Annotated in this window: 15 protein-coding genes; 2 read left to right on the top strand and 13 right to left on the bottom strand. The window is 50.5% G+C overall.

All coding sequences use genetic code 11. The annotated features are described in order from the left end of the window. Nucleotides 1-277: 277 nt before the first annotated feature. A complete protein-coding gene (locus JGUZn3_RS03675) occupies nt 278-994 on the top strand; it encodes a glycine zipper domain-containing protein (protein WP_238996889.1) in 717 nt (238 codons plus the stop codon). Between the two features lie 106 nt (nt 995-1,100). Next, nucleotides 1,101-1,562 (top strand): hypothetical protein, encoded by a 462-nt coding sequence (locus JGUZn3_RS03680; RefSeq protein ID WP_203414367.1) that lies wholly within the window; start codon nt 1,101-1,103, stop codon nt 1,560-1,562. Between the two features lie 79 nt (nt 1,563-1,641). Here the strand turns inward: JGUZn3_RS03680 and JGUZn3_RS03685 are convergent, their stop codons facing one another. From JGUZn3_RS03685 to JGUZn3_RS03745, 13 genes are all read right to left on the bottom strand, one after another. After that, nucleotides 1,642-1,854, bottom strand: coding sequence for a hypothetical protein (locus JGUZn3_RS03685; protein WP_203414368.1), 213 nt, complete (start codon nt 1,852-1,854; stop codon nt 1,642-1,644). A 523-nt stretch (nt 1,855-2,377) separates the two neighbouring features. Further along, complete coding sequence (locus JGUZn3_RS03690; protein ID WP_203414369.1) at nt 2,378-2,914, bottom strand: Fur family transcriptional regulator; 537 nt, start codon at nt 2,912-2,914, stop codon at nt 2,378-2,380. A gap of 35 nt (nt 2,915-2,949) precedes the next feature. After that, complete coding sequence (locus JGUZn3_RS03695) at nt 2,950-4,557, bottom strand: formylglycine-generating enzyme family protein (protein WP_203414370.1); 1,608 nt, start codon at nt 4,555-4,557, stop codon at nt 2,950-2,952. A 10-nt stretch (nt 4,558-4,567) separates the two neighbouring features. Continuing rightward, complete coding sequence (locus JGUZn3_RS03700; protein WP_203414371.1) at nt 4,568-5,920, bottom strand: ABC transporter permease; 1,353 nt, start codon at nt 5,918-5,920, stop codon at nt 4,568-4,570. Between the two features lie 2 nt (nt 5,921-5,922). Beyond that, nucleotides 5,923-6,630, bottom strand: coding sequence for an ABC transporter ATP-binding protein (locus JGUZn3_RS03705; RefSeq protein WP_203414372.1), 708 nt, complete (start codon nt 6,628-6,630; stop codon nt 5,923-5,925). A gap of 28 nt (nt 6,631-6,658) precedes the next feature. Further along, nucleotides 6,659-8,737: a vWA domain-containing protein gene (locus JGUZn3_RS03710; protein WP_203414373.1), complete on the bottom strand. Its 2,079-nt coding sequence runs from the start codon at nt 8,735-8,737 to the stop codon at nt 6,659-6,661. After that, a complete protein-coding gene (locus JGUZn3_RS03715; protein ID WP_203414374.1) occupies nt 8,734-9,795 on the bottom strand; it encodes an SEL1-like repeat protein in 1,062 nt (353 codons plus the stop codon). Before JGUZn3_RS03715 ends, JGUZn3_RS03710 begins: the two co-directional genes overlap by 4 nt. Continuing rightward, nucleotides 9,792-12,521, bottom strand: coding sequence for a virulence factor SrfC family protein (locus JGUZn3_RS03720; RefSeq protein ID WP_203414375.1), 2,730 nt, complete (start codon nt 12,519-12,521; stop codon nt 9,792-9,794). The genes JGUZn3_RS03715 and JGUZn3_RS03720 overlap by 4 nt, the downstream gene beginning before the upstream one ends. 10 nt (nt 12,522-12,531) lie before the next feature. After that, nucleotides 12,532-15,765, bottom strand: a complete 3,234-nt coding sequence (locus tag JGUZn3_RS03725) for a virulence factor SrfB (RefSeq protein ID WP_203414376.1) — start codon at nt 15,763-15,765, stop codon at nt 12,532-12,534. A gap of 181 nt (nt 15,766-15,946) precedes the next feature. After that, nucleotides 15,947-16,834, bottom strand: coding sequence for a hypothetical protein (locus JGUZn3_RS03730; RefSeq protein WP_203414377.1), 888 nt, complete (start codon nt 16,832-16,834; stop codon nt 15,947-15,949). A gap of 20 nt (nt 16,835-16,854) precedes the next feature. After that, nucleotides 16,855-18,177 (bottom strand): hypothetical protein, encoded by a 1,323-nt coding sequence (locus JGUZn3_RS03735; protein WP_203414378.1) that lies wholly within the window; start codon nt 18,175-18,177, stop codon nt 16,855-16,857. A 111-nt stretch (nt 18,178-18,288) separates the two neighbouring features. Beyond that, complete coding sequence (locus tag JGUZn3_RS03740) at nt 18,289-19,038, bottom strand: hypothetical protein (protein ID WP_203414379.1); 750 nt, start codon at nt 19,036-19,038, stop codon at nt 18,289-18,291. Further along, complete coding sequence (locus JGUZn3_RS03745; RefSeq protein ID WP_203414380.1) at nt 19,035-20,816, bottom strand: S1 family peptidase; 1,782 nt, start codon at nt 20,814-20,816, stop codon at nt 19,035-19,037. Before JGUZn3_RS03745 ends, JGUZn3_RS03740 begins: the two co-directional genes overlap by 4 nt. Between the last annotated feature and the right edge of the window lie 501 nt (nt 20,817-21,317).

Consider the following 21,317-nt stretch of genomic DNA (forward strand, 5'->3'; position numbering starts at 1 on the left):
GGGAATTTTTAAAGCCCCTGGGAAGAGCACGCCCCAGCTATACTGCTCACCCGTCAAGCCTTTAAAGTCAGGGGTGCTAGTTTAAGCCGCTCTGAAGTGCCCTTTTTTGAAGAATGGAAAGTTCAGGTGCTGGTTATGGTCTCTTGGAAGCATAGCTCTTGATAAGATGAGACAAATTAAATGGGAAGATTGCTATTTTTTTGCCAAAAAGAGAGTGTTACAATAAAAAGCGTACGTGGTTTGCTGAATAATATGGCATTGCAAAGGTAAGAGGGATATGGGAGTGCGTTCTTTTCGTGCCTTATCATTGGGTATGGTCGTGGTTTTAGGCGTAGCGGCCTGCTCTAGTACAGCATATGACCCAAACCTTACTCCAGAAGAAAATAAAATACGCCAACGGGCCGACCAGTTTAATGATACTTTGGCAGAAGGGGCTGTTGCGGGGGCTTTATTAGGGGCCCTTATTGGAGGGCTGGCTGCAAAAAACCATGGGGAAGGGGCGGCTATAGGGGCGGCCAGTGGCGCTGCTCTAGGGGTTGGGCTTGGGTATGCCGTTGCTAGCAATACAGAAGCGCAGCAGCAAACAGAAGACCAATATCAGGCAGCGATTCAACAGGCCCAGAAAACCGCGAATGAAGCCAAAATCGATGCTCAAACAGCAAGGGCAGCTGCCCAGCAAGCCCAAAAACAGCTCGCTGATATGAACCGCCAACTGGCCCAGAAGAAAATATCGGCTGATGCTTACCAGAAAAAGCTGGATTCTCTTCAGTCAACAGATCAGTCCTTGCGCAAACTTATTGCCAAATATAAGGATCATACCCAGTCTATGTATCGGTATGCGCAAGCTCGTCGGAGTACTTCTATGGCGCATTTGGCGGTTATTACGGATCGATCCGTTTCTGAAATGGAACAGGCTGAATCCGTTTTGGCAACAGGCCTTGGCCAGCAACCTGCGCAAGGCGGCACCCTTTCAAACAGGGGTACGTCATCGTAAGCGACATGAAGAGGTATGATACGGAGAGGAATAAGGAAGAATGGCACGATATGGGGAATCGGGTATGCAGATAAAATGGGGTATGCCGATAAAACGAGTGGGAAATATGAAAAAAATCGCGCCGGCTTTTTTAGGGTGCACGGTTTTTTTGGCAGCGTGTTCTGCCCAGCAATGCGATCCAAACCAGGCAGACCTATTCACAGGGGTAGGCTGCTCGGTGGGGGATGGCTATCAGGATAGAACCGATCTGCTGAAGAAAAAATATGCCGAGGCTAAACTGAATGAGGGCCAGCAACAGAAACAGGCCTTAACAGCTCAACAGCAAGCCATAACAGCCCAAAAGGCAGTGGCTCAAAGGCGGGCAGAGCTTATGCAGGTTGATAATAAAGCCTGGCAGTTACGCAAACGGGTTACTCAGGCTCAGAATAGCAAAAAAACGCTCTCGAGAGAACTTAAGGCCGAAAAAGCGAAGCTTGACCAGTTTGATAAAGTGCGGGCTCATACTTCTTCAACCAATCCTTCAGAAAAAGAACTCAATGCTCTGACATCCATATTGGGTGGTCTATAATTGGATTTTACGGGAAGGAAACACAGTCTCTCTCTTAGCGAACTCTTTAAAGAATTCGTCTTTTGGGTGGGCTGTTTATTCATAAGGCCGAAGGGGGATTGCTGGATTTTTGGGTAAAGTCTGCGCAATGAGCATCCTTCCTGGTATAGTGATTACAGTCTGATGTCGTAATCACAGTGCGGCAAACACTCTTTCTCTCAGCGTCAATCGCTTCATAATGGGTGCGGATCTTGTTGTGCAGTTTTATGACATTTCTATGAAGGGCAATATTCTCTCTCACAAATCGTGGCAAAAGTTGTAGCTCTCACCTTTAGCCCTTATTTTTACCAGCCGGCCCTAGTCATTATATTCGTTCTGATCAGGCATATTTCTAACTTCAGGGGTCTCAAGGCTGAGATAATAAAGCCGCAAAAAGTAAGGTGCGTAGGGTTGGGCTTGCAAAAGACCCCTAAAAAATTGGGCTTGAAGTTTTACTCTTCAGGTCTTTTGGGGGATGAAGTGTTCATCGCCTGTAGGGTGCAGCCAATATCGAGGAAAGACTTGTCTAAGGTTAATGATTGCTAAAGTTTACGAAACGGGAGTTGGTGTTTCTATGGTATTTTGATTGTCATTGAGGTTTTTACCCTCGTGCTAGGCATAAGACCTAACCTACAACTTTCAAGAAGGGCTACGGCCCAAACGAGACGAAAAATTGTCAGTGCCATCCAAACGATATAGGCACATAGAGAGAGGGGCTATGAAATTTGGTTGATATACCCAAACCCTTTTATCTTAATGCGCTGTTTCTCCCCTCTTAAAAATCTTTGAAGTGCGGGTTAAGCTGTGGAGCTGGATTTTTTATGGGATTTCTTCTCCTGTAAGCAAGACTGGCATAGCCCTTCAATTTCTACGATCGCAGACTCATATTGAAATCCTTGTTCCTGTGCGACGGAAGAGAGGGTTTTTTCAATAACCAGGCTATTCAGTTCAGTGGCATGTCCGCAAGAGGTACAAAGAAGAAACTGTATTTTATGCTGATGGAGGTGCCCAGCATCTGTATCTGTATCTGTATCTGTTAGAGGGTCTTCCTTGTGGATGCAGCTAATAAAGGCTGCCAGTTTTTCTATTTTATGCACCAGTCCTTGCTTCTGTAAAAAATCAAGGGTGCGGTACACTGTTGGCGGTGCAGCCCCTTTATGGCTATTTTGCAGTTGATGCAGAATATCATAAGCTCCTAAAGGGCGTTCAGAGGAAAGAATAAGAGCCAGAACATCATGGCGTAGCGCAGTCATTTTCAGGCCGCGGGATACAATAAGCCTGGTCGCTTTTTCCAGTTGTTCGGTAACTTTGGCATTCGGTTTTAAGCTCGTCATGGATATCCTATATGTGGTTAAAAATCTGAATGGCGTTAACGGGCTTTGTCAGCTGGAATGACCCCGATAGACTGCTCAATGGCTGAAGAGCTTAAGCTTGCATGGTGGCCCAGTAATTCTATATGGTTACGCAAAGCGGAAAGAAAAACAGCAAGGTTATTTTGTCCACGGGTTTCGAAGATTGATTTCAGAATCTGGAATTGCTCTTGGCAATTTTGGGCGGATAGGGGAGCGGTTGCTATTTGTTGGGCCAGCTCGGTATACCCCTCAATGGACCCCCGAACAAGGCGTTTATGGGTATTCACGTTGGTCGTAATAATTTTTTTCTGCTCCTCTGTCAGGTGGGTCAGTACCTGCATTTCCTTTTGGAGAAGGCGGATCGTATTGAGCGACTGCCAGATATTCATGCCCAATGTGGCGGCCGCCTCGGCTTGGGCCCGCAAGGTTCGTGCAGCGGCATCCTGGTTGGCCCGTTCCTTGCTGACAAAGGCAGATTTGATTTTGTCGAGCCCCTGCTGAATGGCAAGGTCTGTGGTCTGCTTTTGGAGATGATCAATCAATTGAGTAGGGTCTGTTCCGCTCTCTAGATCGGCTTGGGCGGAATGGGTAAGGGCCATAAACTCTTTTTGGGCCTGTTCTGTCTCTTGCAGGCTACCAAGGCTTACGGCCCCGATGGCCATTCTAAACCCCAGGGTGGAAAGGGCTGTAGGGCTATGGGTTGTTGCGTTAAAGGGGGCAATTTCTTCCCGCATAGCCGTAAAAAGGTCGTGCGGGTCGTAAGTATAATTCCCTCCCCGGCCAATAAGGCCCCCTGCCTGGCCTTGTTGGCGGCCAACACGGTTAAGGCGATAGGGTTCTTGCATCATTTGTTCCACCTCGCCCAGCATATCGTAAAGGCCCAGCGGGTTGGATTTAAGCTGGCCAACTGGCTGAAGGTGATTTTCAGCAAGGCTGCCCGCCATGATATAGTGCTCTACCCCGTCTGGCATAGGCCATAGGGGGGCCATAAATTCTGTAGGGCTGACTTTCATACCCCCCTTGGCTGCATAACTCCATTCCTCTTCCGTTGGGAGGCGGAGATAACCGTAAGCATCGCCTCGTTTAGGGAGGGAGTTTTTAGCATGTTCCAAGAGCCATCCAGACCAGAAGGCTGAAATGGACTGGGCATCAAACCAGGATAATCGGCTTACAGGCACTCGCCCTGCCAGAGAAGGTTCAGGGCACGTTTTCTGGTTCTGGGCAGCCAAAAGGGCGTTATACTGGTTTTGGGTGACATCATATTTTGCTAGATAGTAGCGCTTAATAGAAGGAGTATTGCCAGGAAATGGGGCTGCAAGCCAGGCCTGGCGGAGATAGAGGTTATAGCCTTGTGAAAAATCTGCCCGCCCGATCTGTATGTTTTGATCCCCCAAGAGGCCACCAGCCTGAGGGACGTCAATAGGGCGAAACACCATAGCTCCTCCACAGGGTAAGGGGAGGGTTAAATCATCCTCCATCGGGTGGGGGTCATAAAATTTTTTATCCCATGTTATAGAAGAAGTAGCCCCCCAGCTTGAGGCAGAAAAAGAGATCGCCAATTGCAGGGATACCCCAAAGGCCATAAGAAAAACACTTGGCTTGCGGTAGAAGGAAAAAAAATACAAGAGCAGTCTCCTACGGTGTAATGATACCTTCTTCCCAGGGTTTAACATACACAGCGCGCCGTCCAGCCAGGAAAGCTGCACAGGTAGCACCGCACAAGGTCAGCAGGCAGGCTATAGCAATAAGGGGAGTATCAATATGGCAAAGATTTTGGTTATGGGGGAGCAGGTTGGGGAAAATATGGTTAATCCATAAAGCAGATCCTACAGCGACAGCACTGCCTCCCAAAGCTCCAAGGCAAGCCAGAATCAACGATTGGGTAAGCGGAAAAATCAGAAGGTCCATACCTGATAACCCAGAAAATCGTAACAATGCCAGAATATGGCGTTTGCGTTCAATATTGGCCCATAACCCAGCTCCCAGGGAAACCAGTATGCCTACCCCACCAATGGAAGCCACCAGTAAGAAAAGAAGGGAAAGGTTATGGCTCATACTCATAAGGCCCTGAACTTCGTCGGCATGGGAGAGGATATCATACCCTTTCTGGCGCAACATCGTATCAAGTGTGGGAACCATGCTTAACTTTTTCGCATAGAGCCTAAACCCCGCATAAACAGGCTGGGGGGGAGGGGTAAAATGCTCGAGATTATTGGGCCAAGAAATCTGACCATCTTGGTAGGCTTCAAGGGCAAGGGCAAAAAGCAGGGTCACATAAAGTGTTTTTTGCACAGTGACTTCGGGGGGAACAACCCGTTGTATTGTCAGTGTTACGGGGTGATTTTCCTTTTGGCCATTCATGATACGGTTGACATAGCCTGTAATTTTATCACCCTGCCCCACATGCAAATACGCTGCTGCAGAAGAGGAAATCATCACATCAGAAGAGAAGGATGAACCAGAGGACGGATCAAGGGCTTGACCAGAAGATTGCCCAAAAGATTGCCCAAAAGATTGCCCGGAAGATTGCTCAGAAGCGTGAGGAGGGGGGAAAGCCTGGTGAGGGGCAGCGGTAAAAGCAAGGAGAGGATCCCCCTTGGCGGTGGGTTGCAAGGTGAGATAAAGCCCCTCTCCCTTATGGCCGGGTTTTTCCACCAATAAGCTAGCAGCTAAGGTGCGCGTTTTGGGAATGAGGAAGCGAACGTCCTGAAGTGCGGCAAGTTGAGCCAGCTGTTCTTGGGTATAACTTCCGTTGGAAATGCTTACAATTTCCAAGCTGTGGGGGTTTTCAAGGAGGGCATGACGGATGGAGTGGATTATACCGCTCCGTAGACCAGCTACAATAATCATGGGGGCGATTACAGCCATAATAGCCAGGATCGAGCAAAGGGTCAGGACTTTATCAGACCAAAGGTCTCTAAGGGCGAGCTGGATAGAGAGAAGAGGGTGCCAGCGAGACGAAAGCGAATGATGGGGGGAAGGGGGCATCGCTACAGGGTAATCCTTGTGGTTTGGGAAACCATATCCAGATGGCAATGAGAAAGGGAGAACCCGGCATAGGTGGCTCGTTCCGGGTTGTGGGTACTCATGATGAGGGCAGCATGATTGGCGGTGCTTTCTTGAAGGAGAACTTGGAGCACTGTATCGGCCTGGGTGGGGTGGAGGGCCGAGGTGGGCTCATCAGCCAGAATAATCCGGGGCTTGCTAGCAAGGGCGCGGGCTATGCCTACCCTTTGCTTTTGCCCTACGGAAAGTTCGATAACTGCGCGGTCTTTCAAGTGCTCTATCTCCAGGCTTTTCATAAGGTGGGTGATATATTTCTTATCGATACGGTGGAGGATTTTTTGGGAAATAATAATATTTTCATACACGCTTAAAAAAGGAATCAGAGAGGAGGTTTGGGCAACAAATCCAAAAAGAGAGGCCCGAATTTGCGCGAGCTTGTCTAATTGGTTGTTTTTCCATAAGGGGATAAGGTCAATCCCATCAACCTGGAAGGTTTCTACCTCCGTGGGGGATAAGGCGGTAGAAAGTAGCCCAAGCGCCGTGCTTTTCCCACATCCTGAAGGGCCACATAGGGCTACCTTACACTGAGTACTCAATGTAACCTGGGAAAGGATAATGGCAATATTGCCCGTTGTACTGTGGCTGGCAGAGAAATGCCGGCTAAGATGGGTGGCACGAAGGATAACAGGCATGGGAAAACCAGATGGAAAATGAAAAGGGTTAGGGAAGGGCCTCAAGAGGAACAGGATAGACAGCCTCGCCCGGGTCATGGCTGCCGCCAAGCTGAACCCATAAGTCGGGTTGGGATTGATAGGCCTGGTAAAGCCTAAGACGAGATTCTACCCGGTTAAGCACCGTGCGCTGGGCAATAGCTCCCATCGCTAGCCAATCTTGTTGGGAGATCGTCATAAGGTCGGGTTTGTAGGGCAGACCATCCAGATATTCTCCCAAAAGGTCACCAATGCGTTCAGCATGGGCAATCTGGGAGGGGTCACGGGCGGCAGCTGCAAAAGCAGAGCGCAATTGGGTAAAGAAGGTTTGGGGTTCAGTACGTCCGGCAAGCCCCGTGGTCAGGATTGTTTGCAAGGCCTGAGCTAGATCAGAAAGCTGGTTGCGCGTGAGGAGAATACGCACCTGAATGCTTTGTTTGGCTGGGTCTGCTAGGTCACGATCAGTGGTAAAGCTTTGGATCACATCTGGGGCAGATGTGTGCTGGAGATCACCAAGATAGGCCAGCTTCATGGCCTGGGCGACTACATCAATCTTTTTTTGGTCTTCCTGGGTCGTCGTCTTGGGGGCCAGACCCGCAAGCTTTTGCCCGGTTGTATCTGCAACCTGTTGGAGAAGCGAGGTGGAAAGGGTTTGAACGATTTTGTCAAACTCCTGGGGGGATCCATCCTTAACGGGGAAGTAAAGGGAACCTGCGGTACCAAATTTGGAAAGCTGCTGGTATTGGCGCGCAGCCTTACTATGATCGGCATTTTTTTGCCCCGCAGGGGTAAGAAGGTGAATAACAAAAAGGGCCACCCCCTTGGACTGTGCCAGCTGCCTTATGCCCTCAATATCCATTTTGGTCAGGCTGTGTGGGTCATCGGCCTCTCGTGCGCCGGCATCCGTAACCAGTACAATATAGCGCCCGGCAAAACTTGCCCAGTTTACGTCATCTAAGGCTTTTTTTATGCCCGCTAAGGCATCTTCATCAAAAGAGGCGGATGAGGATGGTGCATCATGCACTGAGGCAATGGCGGTGTTGATAGAGTCAATCGGTTGGGAAAAATCTGGCAGGGCATAGGTTTTGGTTTCATATTCCAGCTTGGGGTTTTCCTTCAGGCTATCGCGGTAAGCGACGAGCCCAAAACGAAAATTGTTGCTAACAACTGTGCCTTTTATAGAGTTGGCAATGTCTTTTACTGCCTGCCTTGTATGTTCAATATAAGGCTGCATGCTGATGGTCGTATCCATAACAAACACAAGGCCTGCCTTGAAATCTTTAATGGAGATTTTGGCAGGAGCTGGGGCAGGTGTATGGTCAGCTGGGGCAGAAATGACTGTAAGCAGCTTGAGGGATGGGCCATTTTCACGTTCAATCTGTTGGGCATCCAGTATGGGTAGCAGGTAGAAATTATGGGTAATGTCAATATAGGTTTCAGGTTCTAGGGCAATAACAGGGCCAGGAGTGTTCGCCAGTGCTCCTTTAAGAAGGGCTTCGGCTTTTTGACCGGGCTGGGGGTCGAGGATGAGTTTTTTTTCCTCTTCAGCCGTTTTAAGAAAAAGGACTCGCTGGCGGCCAGCAGGGTTGGTAAAGGCCCCGACAAGGCTATGTTTCCAGTCTATTGTTTTTTCCGCAGGGATCCAGCCCACTCTCTCACCATGAGGAGAGGATCCCACCTGTACCCAACGGGTTTTACCATCCTGACTTGTTTGACGGTCATAGACGTAAAAAATACTAAAACCGGGAATGGGGGTAGCTTGGGTAGGAGAAGCCTGGGGGGAGAGGATTGCTCCTGGGCGGGTGATAATGCGTTGGTAGAGGGTATGCTTGCCTGGCATGAGTAAAGGCGCTGTAGGCGCGGTGGCAGAAGTGGCCGGTTCAGCTGCCCATATTTTGGTAGCCTCTGTGAAAGGGCTTGCAGCGATAAAGGTCGCCATAACCGATATATAGAGGTTCAGGCGTGGCCTGTCTGCCCTTTTTGATTTTGATAAGTTTGGAAGAACAAGGGTGCGTGATAGGGGCTTACCCCCCGAGGAGAGAGGGGTGAGGGCTGTCCTAGAAAACCAGATGAAGACAGAAAAACTCATGGCCAAAAATCCTTTAAAGCGAGCTGGGCACTGAGATTGCCTTTTTTATCTTCCTGTTCAAGGAATTCATGGAGCTTTGCACGCAGCTGAATAGCCTGATTGTCCCCTGCTTTCGCTGCATCACGATAATAGCGTGCCGATTCCCTAAAGTCAGGGGCAGGGATCGGTCCGCCCGGTTTGAAGCCTACTGGGTCGTACAATTTTGCCAGTTCCAGCATGGCAACCGAATCGCCTTTGTTGGCGGCAGTTTCCAGTAGAAGGAGTCCATCGTCTTTTTGCGTACCCTTCAGGCGTCTTATCCCTTCTTGGCCAATACTACTGGCATTGGGCGCACGGGCAATAACCTCTTTCACCGAGAGTTTGTCGAGCGTAACGGGTGGGGGAGCGGAGGAGGTGGCCGCAGGCTTGGCAACAGGCTTGGCAACAGGGGGCGTCAGTTGGGCAGTGGAAGGGGGGGGGGCCTCTTCATCTTCTGAGAGGAAAAAATACAGGCCCCCTCCGGCGATAAGCAGGATAAAAGCGACAAGAAAGCCAACCCCTAACCAGGAACGGGTGGGGGAGGAAGAAAGTTGGTGGCGTGTGGTAGGCTCCAATGGCTTTGAAGGAGGCTCAGGGGAAGAGGCAGGCTGCTCTGATGCAGCAGCTAAGGGCTCTTCAGGAAGTGGATCTTTGGGGGGTGTGAAGGGGTTGTCTGGGAGAGGATCTGCAACAGGAAGGGGAGAGGTTTTGGGGGAGTCTGTGTTGATAACAGTGCGCGCAGAGCTTCGCCGTGAAGGGATTTCTGGCCATATGAGCGTGGTAGTAAGATCCAGCTCTGGGATGCGTAATTGGTAGGGATTCCCCGCTTCTATCGTGAGGCTAATGGCATCGGCATCCAAAAGCAGAATCAGGTCGCGGCCATTGGGTGCAGGATGGATATCTACAGGGATACAAGCAGGTGTACCTGGGCTGGTGGGAAACACCACGGTCAGAGGCTGGCTAGCCTGGCCTGCAGCGTTGGGTATGGTAAGCCGTGCAATCCCTGGGCCTTCAGGGACAATTGTAAGTGCTGCATTCATTGGGCACAGTTTCCTATGGCATCAATAATCTGTTTTAAGGCGGTATTGGCGGCAGGGTCAACACCATTCATACCAACAGCACCGGCATTTTCGGCAAAACGTTCAACCAGGGCAGAAATCCAGTCCCTGATATATTGCTCATTATAGGGGGTTGGGGTTTCCTGAAGGGAGGGGAGGCCCGTGACAGGGGGCCGAGGAAGAAAAATGGGCTGAGGGGTTTTGCCCAAAGAATGGGGGCGTTCAGCCAGGGGAATAGTATGATAGCCTAGCCATGTTATAAAATTGCCAATTTCGATTTCAGCGATCAGGGCTTGAATTTCCCCCGAAAGGTTAAGGCTGTTTTGGTAACTGGCTTGTTTACGAAAAGAGTTGGCCAGGGTCTGTCGCAGATCAAGCCTGTTAGCCAGCGTTCCTAGTTCTGTGGTCAGGGTGCTGACCTGAGACGAAGGCACATGGTAAATGGCTTCAAGACCTTCTTCCTGGGCAAAACTGTCTATGAGGGTATTCCATTTGGTGACGACCATGTCGGCAAATTGGTCATGCCGGTCAGAGGGGTGAAAAGGTTGGGTTTGAGCATTATCCGGCTCAATGCTCTTTTCCTCCTCCTGAAGGTCGGGGTGGGGTGGGGCAGCATTGGGGAACATGTCAGAAAATATTTCACGCACATCGTTCATCCGCCCTATTGGGGTTGTATAGTCAGTCGGGTTGCTTTCCAGGAGCTGCCAGAGTTCCATCAGCTGCTCATGGGTGATTTGTAAACGGCGAAGAAAGGGGGGCAGCATTTGGGCGGTCACGCTGCTCATTAAGGCGCGGGCCACGTTTTGGGCTTCTAGGCGGGCCTTTTGGATAGCCTCAGCAAGGTTTTCGCTACGGTAATATTGGTGAAGGTAACGGGTCATATCTGTGGATAGGGTGTGGAGCATACTGGCGAGCTGTTTTTCTTTTGTTGCCAAAAGCGCACTTTGGGCAAGCTGTTCTGCCAGATAGGAAATTCCGCCATCATTGGCCTTAAGCACTTCATCCCAGGCGCGCTCGGGATGGCGAATGTAGGTTTTAACCGCAGTATTGGCAAGGTAAGCCTCATGGCGTTCTGCTACAAGCTTGCTGCCATGAGGGGTAAAGCCGTTTTCTCTGGGGCCATCAACTGTCGTTTCATAGGAAAATACCGCAGGAAAAGCTACGGCTGTGCTCCGCAGCCAGAAGGTGTTGTTAAAGGGCTGCTGGGGTTTCCACTCTTTGAGCCAGGGACTAGCTTTAAAAAAATCGACCAGGCTGGCGTGTAGGCGGGCTGTCCATCGGTTAGCCGAGGTGCTGGCCTCTCCCTTTTTTTCTTCAAATTCGCGATCAAATTTCGTCAACACGACAAACAGCGCATCGGTTTTATCTGTCCTGGCTTGCGGGGTGGCACCAGCCATATTATTGACCCAGTCATCGACCATGGCGGGAATGGAGGTCACATTTTGCACGGAGTCACTGACGCAAAGGATCATGGCGTTAATTTCGCGTGCACTTTGATACATGCTAAAGAGATAGGCAATTTTTCCACGCAGGAACAGGCGGCCCAAATTTGTGGGTTGGGCAAAAAAGGCCTCGATATCATATATGTTTTCGCGCGAGCGAGCGCCTGGAAAGTCCAGTAGGTCTGCTTCCTCAAGAAAGGGCCAGGGTTTTTCGGAGAGGGGAACAGTAATTTCACTGCCCAGTGCTGCAAGGATAGGGCGGTGAAGAGCAACCTTTTTCCCCTCTGTGGTGATCACGTCGAGTAGGTCAAGAGTGTCTGTTTTCTCAAGATTGTCTGTTTGACCAAGTTGGTGCAGGGTCTCTACATGCAAAATGCTTTTTTCTCTGGGGGTTAGGGCTGCCACAGAACAAAACACTTGTTCACTTTTACCCAGCGAAAGCCGGGCCTCGAAAAGTTGGTGTGCAAGCGTTGTTAAAGGGGATAGTTGGCCCCAAAGGGGGGAGAGAACCCGTACGCTTTCAGCAAGGGAGAGGGTGGGAAGATGCTGTTTCAGAAGTGTCCAGTAGGTTTCATTCGTCCAAAGCAAATGGGGATTTCCCGCATAGGTAGACAGCACGAGGTCATGGAGGTCTTCAATGTCATCCAGGTTGAAAAGACCCTGGCTAGGGTTTCCTGCTACAGGGGATTGAGGCAGGGGGCCAATGCGCCCGGTAATGCCTGCAACAGGAGCCCCCGTCACAGGGGATTGAAAGAGGGCTTCAACAGGGGTGTTGGTTGGTGAAGGCTTGGTTTTACTGAAATCCTCCAAATAGGCATTCATAAGGATTTTGGTTATATCGCCAAAGCTTAACAAGCGGAGAGGGACGCTGGCAGAAGGGTTAGGGCTGCTGGCAGCCTTGGTGGTAAAACGGGTCACTAGGGCAGTGGATTCATTGCCACCCGGGGGGTTCATTTCTGTTAAGAAGTCCAGATTCCTTTCTGGGTAATGGGCTGTAAGGGTTTTACCGTTTGGGCTGGCTAACCCTGTGACCAGATAGGATTTCCCCGCCTGGGAAGCCCCAAAAACGGCTACAGAAGGAGGGTGCTGGGCAGAATGAGAAATTTTTCTGGCCATTCGTCGGTAACGGCGTAAGGCTGCTTGCGGGGTGGCAATATTGCCTTTGGCAGCTTTGGGGTTTTGCTCCAGCCATTCTATGGCCTTAGCGGCAGAGTGGGCGAATGTCTCTGCTTTTTGGAAAAAGGAAGGAAATTCAGGATGTGTCATGAATAGGCTCCTAAGCCAGGGTAAAACGGCCAGTATCCCGCCAGTAGCCATCTGACTCGGCCAGGGTTTGCAAGCGCAGGCGTACAATACGTAAATGCAGATGTTCGCCATGCCGGTCTAGCACTTCGGTGACCTGGAACTGTTCCCGATCGGAATAGTCTTTACGTTCTTCTTCACGCTCGGGGTCTATATCACGGCGGGTAATTTTAATAGAAAGGGGAAGAGCAATGTGTTCAAACCCAGGAAAATTGCCAAATTCCAGCGTATAAAGAGGTTGGGCTGGCCAACGTTCAATATCAAGCTGCCGGTAGCCAATACGTGTCATATTTTCAAAATCTGGCACCACAAAGCTGGTTTCACCCCAGCTGGCAGAAGACAGGCTTACAGTGGGATGAAGGGGAAAACCCTCTGCTGCAGGAGAGATTTGCTGGGGAGAGGCTTGGGGGATGGTCGGGTCTGAAGGGGGAGGAGATTGGGGTGGAGCATCAAGGTCAACATTTTTAAGCCACACATTACGCTCCCTCAGTTGGCCGTTTTTATCCAGCCGACCAATAAAGCGTGCGGTAGAACGCATGCGAAGGGCACGGGTTCGTAGTACGAAATTCTGTAATCGCCCTTCTGCCTGTAAACATAGTGAGGCTCCTACGGCTGCCGTGGTTTTAGGGTCATCAATACGGTTTCGGGCATCACGAAAGGCATAATGGGGGCCAACCCGGTAGTGATACATGCTGATAATACGGTGGGGGGGCACTGGCATGGCCGTCATGATCATATCAGCCACCCGGCGTAAGCGTGATGGCCTGCCGGAAATCAGGAGCACATCACAATCATAGGTCCAGACCACCTCGCAGAGATCAGCAATGACGGGGCCAAGAATATGGGTGATGGAGGCCTCAACTTGGCGAACCGACGTGCTAATTGTGATATGGCGGATATCAAACCCTTCCGCCCCGGCAGCCTGAGCATGGCTTTGCATGAAGGAAAGGGCCCGTTTGGTACTTTCCTGGTTGGTATTTATAATGTCTTGGAGAGTGAAAGGGGGGAGGTGCTCTGTTTTTCGATCTGTGAGCTGTTCATAGTCGGAAAGAAGGGCAAGGGCGGTTGGCTCTAAGATGGTGGAGACGAAGAGCCGGCGCAGATGGCGTTCCTGTTCGGATTGTCCTCCCCAATCCTGGCCGAGAACGCGGTTTAGCAAGGCGTTAGGGTCCTCGACCCCGCATTTCTTAAGGGTTTGGCTGATTTCAGGCAAGACAATATGGGTGATGAGATGCTCCATAATATCATCGCCTGCGGTTTTAAAACTTTCGCGGAATTCCTGATGGGGGTGAATAGCCTCTCCCGAGGGGAGGGTATAGGTGGTAATCATTAAATCGGTTGTCCCGCCCCCAATATCGATACTGGCCACACGGAGGCTGTAGGCAGAGGAAGGAACGGCCTGCTCTGCTTTTTCTGTGATCGGTGGAGAGGCAGGCAGTGGAGAGACAGACGGGGAAGAGGTCGAGTGGCCCTGATCAGAAGAATCCAAAGAAGATGCCCCCTGCGGAGAGGGCTCTAGAGTGGTGGCTTGCTCTGAAAGGGGAGCCTGCGATGGCCTGGCCTGAGGGGGAGTGGGTTGAGGCCTTATCGTGGGGGTGATACGGCCTTGCAGACGAAACATTTCATCAACATTACCACCCAAACGTTCGGTAATTTCGTTATGAAGCCATACAATTTGTGTGGCGGTGGCTTCATCAAGCTCTGTGCGCAGGCGTGGTTTTTCAGTGTTGGCATAGCCTTCCAGTTGCCAGCATAGGTCAATGGCTGCCTGGGCACGCTCGCGTAAGAGCTTTTGTTCAGCAACAGGCATACCCGGCGGCATGGTCAGCATAACGGTGCGCAGCCTGCGTTTTCGGGTTTTATCCCTGCGCTGCTCCCTGTTTTGAGGGGCATTAATCTGAAGGTGGACTTGTAGCAAGATCTCCAGAAGAAGAAATGTAAACAAGGTGCTACGTGAAAAGGTAGGCTGGGTCATAAACCCTTGCCCGGTGGCAAGTTCTGCTTGTGTTAACAAGCGACCAGAGGGGGTCATCATCGCCATGAACGGGCCATTCACGGGGGGGTCTATAATGGTGTTAAAATCTGTACCATTGTTAAAACGCCAGTCCTGAAGGGATTCCCGTGTATCCCATAAATAGCGTTTGGGCGAGGAAAGCCCGGTCAACCCTTCATTACCGATCCGCGTTCCTGCCAATATGGTGGCTTCAAACCCTATTCTTACCGGACTGGGCCAGACAAAAGCCTTTTTTCGCCCCGAACGGCGGGAGAAGAGGACATTGCCAAAAAATGGGCGTGAAAACTCAACCCGGCTGGGAAAAGGCTTGTCATACTCAATCCAGGGGCGAGAAAGATCGCGGATCACAAGAGGGTAGCTATTGGAAAAATCTACCCCCTGACCTGGGTGTTCTTCAATGAGAATGCCACAGCTGCGGGAGTTGCCCAGGTCAAGCACCAGGTCTACATCTACGCTTTTTTGGGCGATTTTTCCTTGCCCACCATCCAGAAGGTGAATAATGGGAAGCTCTTTGCCCTGGCTTAAAAGAGTTAAAAAGGTGAGGTAAAGGGCATAATGCTCGCAGTAATGAGGCGTTTCAGAAAGGGGTGTTTTGGCGGTATTTTTTCCACGGTTTTCCAAAAGGAGTTGCTCAAGCCATTCTCCTACCCATCCTTCATTGAGGAACCAACTGGTTTCCTGGGCGGTAGCGGTAAAGGTGAATTGGTCCTGCCTTTGGCTGTCTTCTGGGGTGGGTGCATTATAGGGAACATCTTTGTCCAAAACCTCTTGCTGGAGCGAGGTATCAACCGCAATAACGCAGATCAGCTTATGGTCTGAAAGCCTGACCAGCTTGCCTCTCACCCAATTGGCTGGGCCACGGCGTAGTTTGGTGGCGCCATTGTCTGTTTGGCCATCAATGGCAAAGAAAGGTAGGGGGAGCCATTGATCTTCCCACACCGTCAGCACCTGTTTTAAGCCCAGTTCGTAGATTTCCTCTTCTGGGGGGGCAAAGCTGCTTATGGTGTCGCGCAAGACCCCAGTGTCCTCATCTTCTTCTAGGGTATGCAGTGTATAGCGGGGAGTGCCATCGTCATAGGTGCCATCTTTTTTTTCCCAAAACCAGCAATGCTGTTTTCGAGCTGTATCCATATCAAGCTCCACTGGCCAGAACTGGATTCCGCTTTCTGGGATCAGGGTTATGGTGCGTGGCATATCGGGGCCTCTTATTTTAAATCGGGTCAGAAAATGAGAGAGAAGAAAAAATAGCTCAGTTTAAAGTTTCAGAAAAAATAATGGCCATAATATAGGGCTCGGATTCAAAAAAGTTAAAGAGAGTGGCAAGTTAAGGTAAGTATAGGGGTATAGTGAAATATAGAGGTATAGTAGCGTGTTCTTATCGTCTTCGGAAGATCCCTTGTGGGCGTTCGTTGCGGGAGTCGATATAAGTGCAACGAGCGGCTTGGTTATTGAGGCGCACGCAGGCATTACGGCCATGAAGCAGAGGGAAATCTCCTTCACAGGGGGAGGATTCCTCTATCATCATAGCTTGACCATTAAAATGAACATGAAGGCCCCCTCGGCATTGCCGTCCATCAGACATGGTTAGGGTTTGCCTGCCGTTGCCGCTGGCATCAAAACATAATGTCCATTGGGTAATAGGATAGGTCTTGCGAAAATCGCCATCAATTTCAAGAATGTTCATATGGGTTGAAAGTTGCCAACAGCCTTTGAGCATGGATGGATCATGTTTGTTCCAGGTTTCTTCCGGTAAATCGCCCAATGGTTTTGAATGAGAAGGCGGCAAGGAGGTTGCTTGGGATTGTTTTGCGGGGGGTGGAGTTGGTACGCTTTCTCTTTTAGTGGTTATTTTTGGCGGAATTGTGCCCTGCAAAGGTCTTAGCTCAGGCAGGGGGGAGAAGTCTGGGGGTGGGAGCGCATTTTCAGTCTCTTTTTTAAGGGGATTTAAGGGCTTTTGCAGGCTATCTGGTTTCCATGTTGGGAGAGCGCATTGTTGTTTATGGGCTTGGATTTGTTTGAGGAGGTTTTGTTTTTGTGCGTTGAGAGTGTTGAATTCTTGTTGATGTTTTTGGGCGTTTTGGAGGGTTGTAGCCTGGGGCCATTGGGCATAGCAAAGTTTCAAGGGGGTATGGATTGTCTGCCAGAGGAGGGCTGTGATCAGGCCGGCAGCGAGGCTTATGAGGGCTGTGGCCAGGGGGAATGGGGGAAGGAGGCTTGTGAGGCTGGAGCGTAGGTTGGGGCGTGGGTTGGGTTGTTGTGGCATACGGGGTTTTGAATAGGTTATTACCGACGTCTGAATATACCATGGGCAGTGCTGCCGTCTGGGTTGGTGTAAACACAAGATGCTTCCTGATCGCTAACGCGGGTACAAACATTTGGGCCTGGTTGGAAGTTAAAGCTGCCCGAGCAGGCTGTAGGAGCATGCATTCTAAGGGTATTGCCAGCAAAATTGGCGCTCAATGCGCTGCGGCAGCTATTGCCATTGGCCAGCTGAAGGCTTTGATAGCCATTTCCGTTCTGGTCGTAGCACATGGTCCAGTTGGTGACGGGTTCGGTATTATCCCATAAGAGAAAACGCTTGCCGTAGAACAGGCGGGTTGAAAGTTGCCAACAGCCTTTGAGCATGGTTTTGTCATGTTTATCCCAGGCTTCTTTAGGTAAGGGTACGTGGGGCTTGGGTTTTTCCTGAGGCGGTTGTTGGGGCTCAACCTTGGGTTCGGGTTTTGGCTCAGGTTTCGGTTTTGCTGTCGGAACCTGAAGCTTATTGGGTTGGGTTGGAGGGTTAAGCTCTGGCAGGGGCTCCGCTTTAAGGTCTTCAAGGGGGGTAGGCTGCTGGGGTGGGGGTTGCAGGCTATCTGGTTTCCATGTTGGGAGAGCGCATTGTTGTTTATGGGCTTGGATTTGTTTGAGGAGGTTTTGTTTTTGTGCGTTGAGAGTGTTGAATTCTTGTTGATGTTTTTGGGCGTTTTGGAGGGTTGTAGCCTGGGGCCATTGGGCATAGCAAAGTTTCAAGGGGGTATGGATTGTCTGCCAGAGGAGGGCTGTGATCAGGCCGGCAGCGAGGCTTATGAGGGCTGTGGCCAGGGGGAATGGGGGAAGGAGGCTTGTGAGGCTGGAGCGTAGGTTGGGGCGTGGGTTGGGTTGTTGTGGCATAAAGGGGGTTAAAGGGGCTGAGGGTATTTTTGCGCTGGGGGCTTGCATGGCCCATTGGGTGATAACGGGCCTACCATCGACTGCGAACAGGCTTGTGAGACTGGGGAAACAGGCAATGGCTGGCCAGTTTTGTGCGGTGGTACTGTGAGGGTTTTTACGGGCGAAGGTTTCGATATCGGCCAGAATAGTGGCAGCGGCCTTGATGAGCTGCTGTTGCTGGGGTTCTGCCAGTTGGGAGAAGGGTATGGCCACCTGGCCCTGTGTGGTCCAGAGGAGATGGGTTTGTGTTTCTGAAGGGGTGGCGAGAATATGGGCGTGCTCGGAGCTACAGGCTTCTGAGATTTCCTGGGCCAGTAAAGGGTAAAGCGTGGGTAAGGAGAGGCCTGCTGCGACCGTGGAGTCCACCTGTATGGGGCCATGGGCACGTTCAACACGCAGAAGGGTCAATACCATAAACAATAACCTTTAGAAGCGGGAGAGTGAGGGGTTGAGGATAAGGGTGTTTGTGGGCAAATTCTGGTTTTGGGTCAATCGTGGGAGCGTTTTAGGCAAAAGGGTGCAGGGTTATGGTGTGGGCGAAGAGAGGGATGGTGCAGGTTTTTTTCTGCGTATCAGCTGAAGGGCGAGCAGGGCAAGCCCTATGAGGAGAAGGGCGATAACGGGCCAGACCCAGTAATAACGGCAGAAATTTTCAATCCCGAGCCAGCCCTCTTTCCAGGGGAGGGCCACCAACAGGGCCAAGGCTATGAGGCTCGGTAGGAAGATCCACCATAGAGAGGTGCTTTTAGGGGGTGATGAAGGGGATGGCGATGGCAGGATGGTTATGGTTTGGGATGGGATCTCCTGTCCACGCATGGAGAGGGCTTCGGGGAGAATTCCTTTGCCTGTCGGTTCATGCCCCCATCCGACGATGCCAATGCCTACTTCTGTGTGAACAAGGCAGGTATAGTCTGGGTAGTTCAGGGCCATCAGCAACATTTCTGCTTTGGTATGATCTGCTAACTGGGGAGAATCCCTCAAAGAAATAGCAAAAGATTTAATACGCTCCAGCATGACATGCGCCCGCCTTTGAAGACTAATAGAGTCGGTCTGTTGGAGTGGAGAAAGGGCAGCTTGGGGAGGAATGTACCAGTCAATGACCCCTCTCTTGCGGTCAATGACAGGCTCTAGCAGGAGGTTGGCATATTCTGCCCCCATTCGGTGAAGCAATAGCTCATAGAGGGTAGGCCAGTTTTCAACCAGTAATTGGCCAGACCATCCAAGGGGAGAATATTGGCTAAAGGTTGTGGTTTGAACGAGGGTGGTACGGCTCATTGCGGTTTTGTCTCCGGCGTTGTACCTGGGTTGGGCTGGGGCTGAGCGTTTGGTGCCGGCTGAGCAGGAGCACCAGTGTTATGATCAGGAGGGTTTTTAGGTAGCTCACCTACGGTTGGTGGCGTACCTGTCTTGTTTTCTGCAGAAGGTGTGGGGGCGGGAGCAGCCGATGGTGGAGAAGCAGGGGGTAGAGAGGGACTCGTAGGGGTTTCTAGCGTGCAGGCTCCCTCCTTAACGGTAATGGGAATGCCAGAATTTTGTAAGGCGGTTATAAGGATATCGGACTTTAAGGCGTAATTGCCGTGGGAGGATGTTTCTTTTTCTGAGGTTACAAAGGTATTAATGCCAACAACTCGGCCACACATATCCACCAAGGGCCCTCCGGAATTGCCTTTAGAAACCGTAGCGCTGTGGGGCAGAATAGGCAGGCCCGAGCGATCTGTCTGGATAGCGTTAATTTGCCCTTTGGTGAGGATAATCCCGGGAATGGATTCGATATCTCCTTTTAAGAGTTTTTCAAAGTTTCCATCATTGCGCATGAGCATGCCGGGGTAGCCAGCGGCAACCACATCATCAAGTGGGTTGGCTGCACGGGTAAGGGCTAGGGGTTGCTGGGGGGGAATTCCTGTGACCTTTAAAACAGCCAAGTCTATATTTTCCATTGGTGTGTTTTCAATACTGGCTGGGATTAAACGACCGATTTGTTTATTGGTCACAGCCAGGAGTTTAATATGTTCCAGGGCGATAACATGGCGGTTGGTTACAATCGTATCGGGGGTTACAAAAAAACCGGAACCCAAGGAAATGCCTTTATCGCTCAAGGCAAGGACGAGCACCGTGCTTTGGCTGAGGAGACGGGCCAAGCTTCCTGCGAAAGGTTGGCCGTCCTTCTGGTTCGGGGCGGCTTTCGTCGGGAGGAGATGGTTAAGCCCAGGGGCAACCCGGTTTTGGGTTAGGTCACAGGTGGGGTGTTTAAGCTGCTCCTGAAGGCTTTGTACCTCTTGGGCGAGCTGGGCGTTCTTTTTTTGCTGGGCGGGGTCATTTAGGGCAAGGGCCCTAGCTTGCGGTGTGGGGATATGGGCAATCTGGGTTGGGTGCTCAGCCCATATCAGGCGTTGGCCAAGGAAAAAGCCAATGGCAAAAAACGTGCAGATGATTAACCCGTAAGTCACTGGGCGTAGTAGCCATCTTGCCCACGATGTCCACGGCGTAGCAGGCGTTGGGAGAAAAGGGGGAGGAGTGGGATAGGGAGGGGCTTTAGGGGATGGGGCCGCAGGCTCAGGTTGTGGGGAGGGAGGAACAGCAGTAATGAGCTGACCTAAGGGAGAATCTTTGAAAGGTATCGGTGTTTGAGCAGGAAAAGAAAGTGGAGAAAGCCCCCACTGGGTAAGGATGATGAACCCATCTGCAACAAAGATTTTTTCAAGAGAGAGAATGCTGAACGCTTGAAGTAGGAGTGGATCGGGGTCTTTTTCAGGGGGAAACAATAAAGCCAGGTTTTGGGTCAGCTGGGTTTTAAGGGTCTCCTGTTCAGAGGGGGTAAGGCTTGTAAAAGCGATGGGTTGGGCAGAGCCTTCGTAATACCAGGCAATGCTGGCTGCCCCGGTGGAGGAAGCAGGTGTGATAACAGGTTCCGCCAGCAAGAGGGTATTGCCTTTTTGCTGGAGCTGCCTAAGTTGGGCTGTCAAAGAGGTATAGAGCGTTTGAATGGGGCTACCGTTAACCTGGAACTGGAAAATATTTTCCAGAGGGGTTTTGCCTAAAGTGTAAAGTGCCATATACGACCTGACTAAGCCATTGTAAAAATTTTTAGCGTTAAACTATAAGAGTATTTTGATTTTGTTATGACGGTTTGTCCATAAGTATTGCCTCGTTTTATGGAAAACGAAACTATAGGAGAAGAATAAACCTCATAATAAAAGAATCTAATAATATAGAGAATAAAGGGAAGATGGCAAAAAAAGAAGGCCCGACATTATAACGCAGGCTGATGATTGGCAAAGGAACCAATCATAAGAAAAATCGAGGTGAGAGATAGGCTCCTTACTGACCATGGGTAACAATTAAGCGCTTTGAGTTGATGCGAGTGTTTGGGTTCTTGCCTTTCTGGGAAAAAGGGCGCTACTACACCATGACTGCACAAGTAGGCAGTTGCATTTAAAGCGTAGAAATTTAATAAAGTGTAGAAATTTAATATATAAAAATTGTCAATTTTGAAAAATTTATCATAGAAGAATTTTTGGGAAGAATTTTTCGGATTGCTCTGGGCCTGTCATGGC

It is taken from the genome of Entomobacter blattae, assembly GCF_014672835.1.
GTDB classification, from domain to species: domain Bacteria; phylum Pseudomonadota; class Alphaproteobacteria; order Acetobacterales; family Acetobacteraceae; genus Entomobacter; species Entomobacter blattae.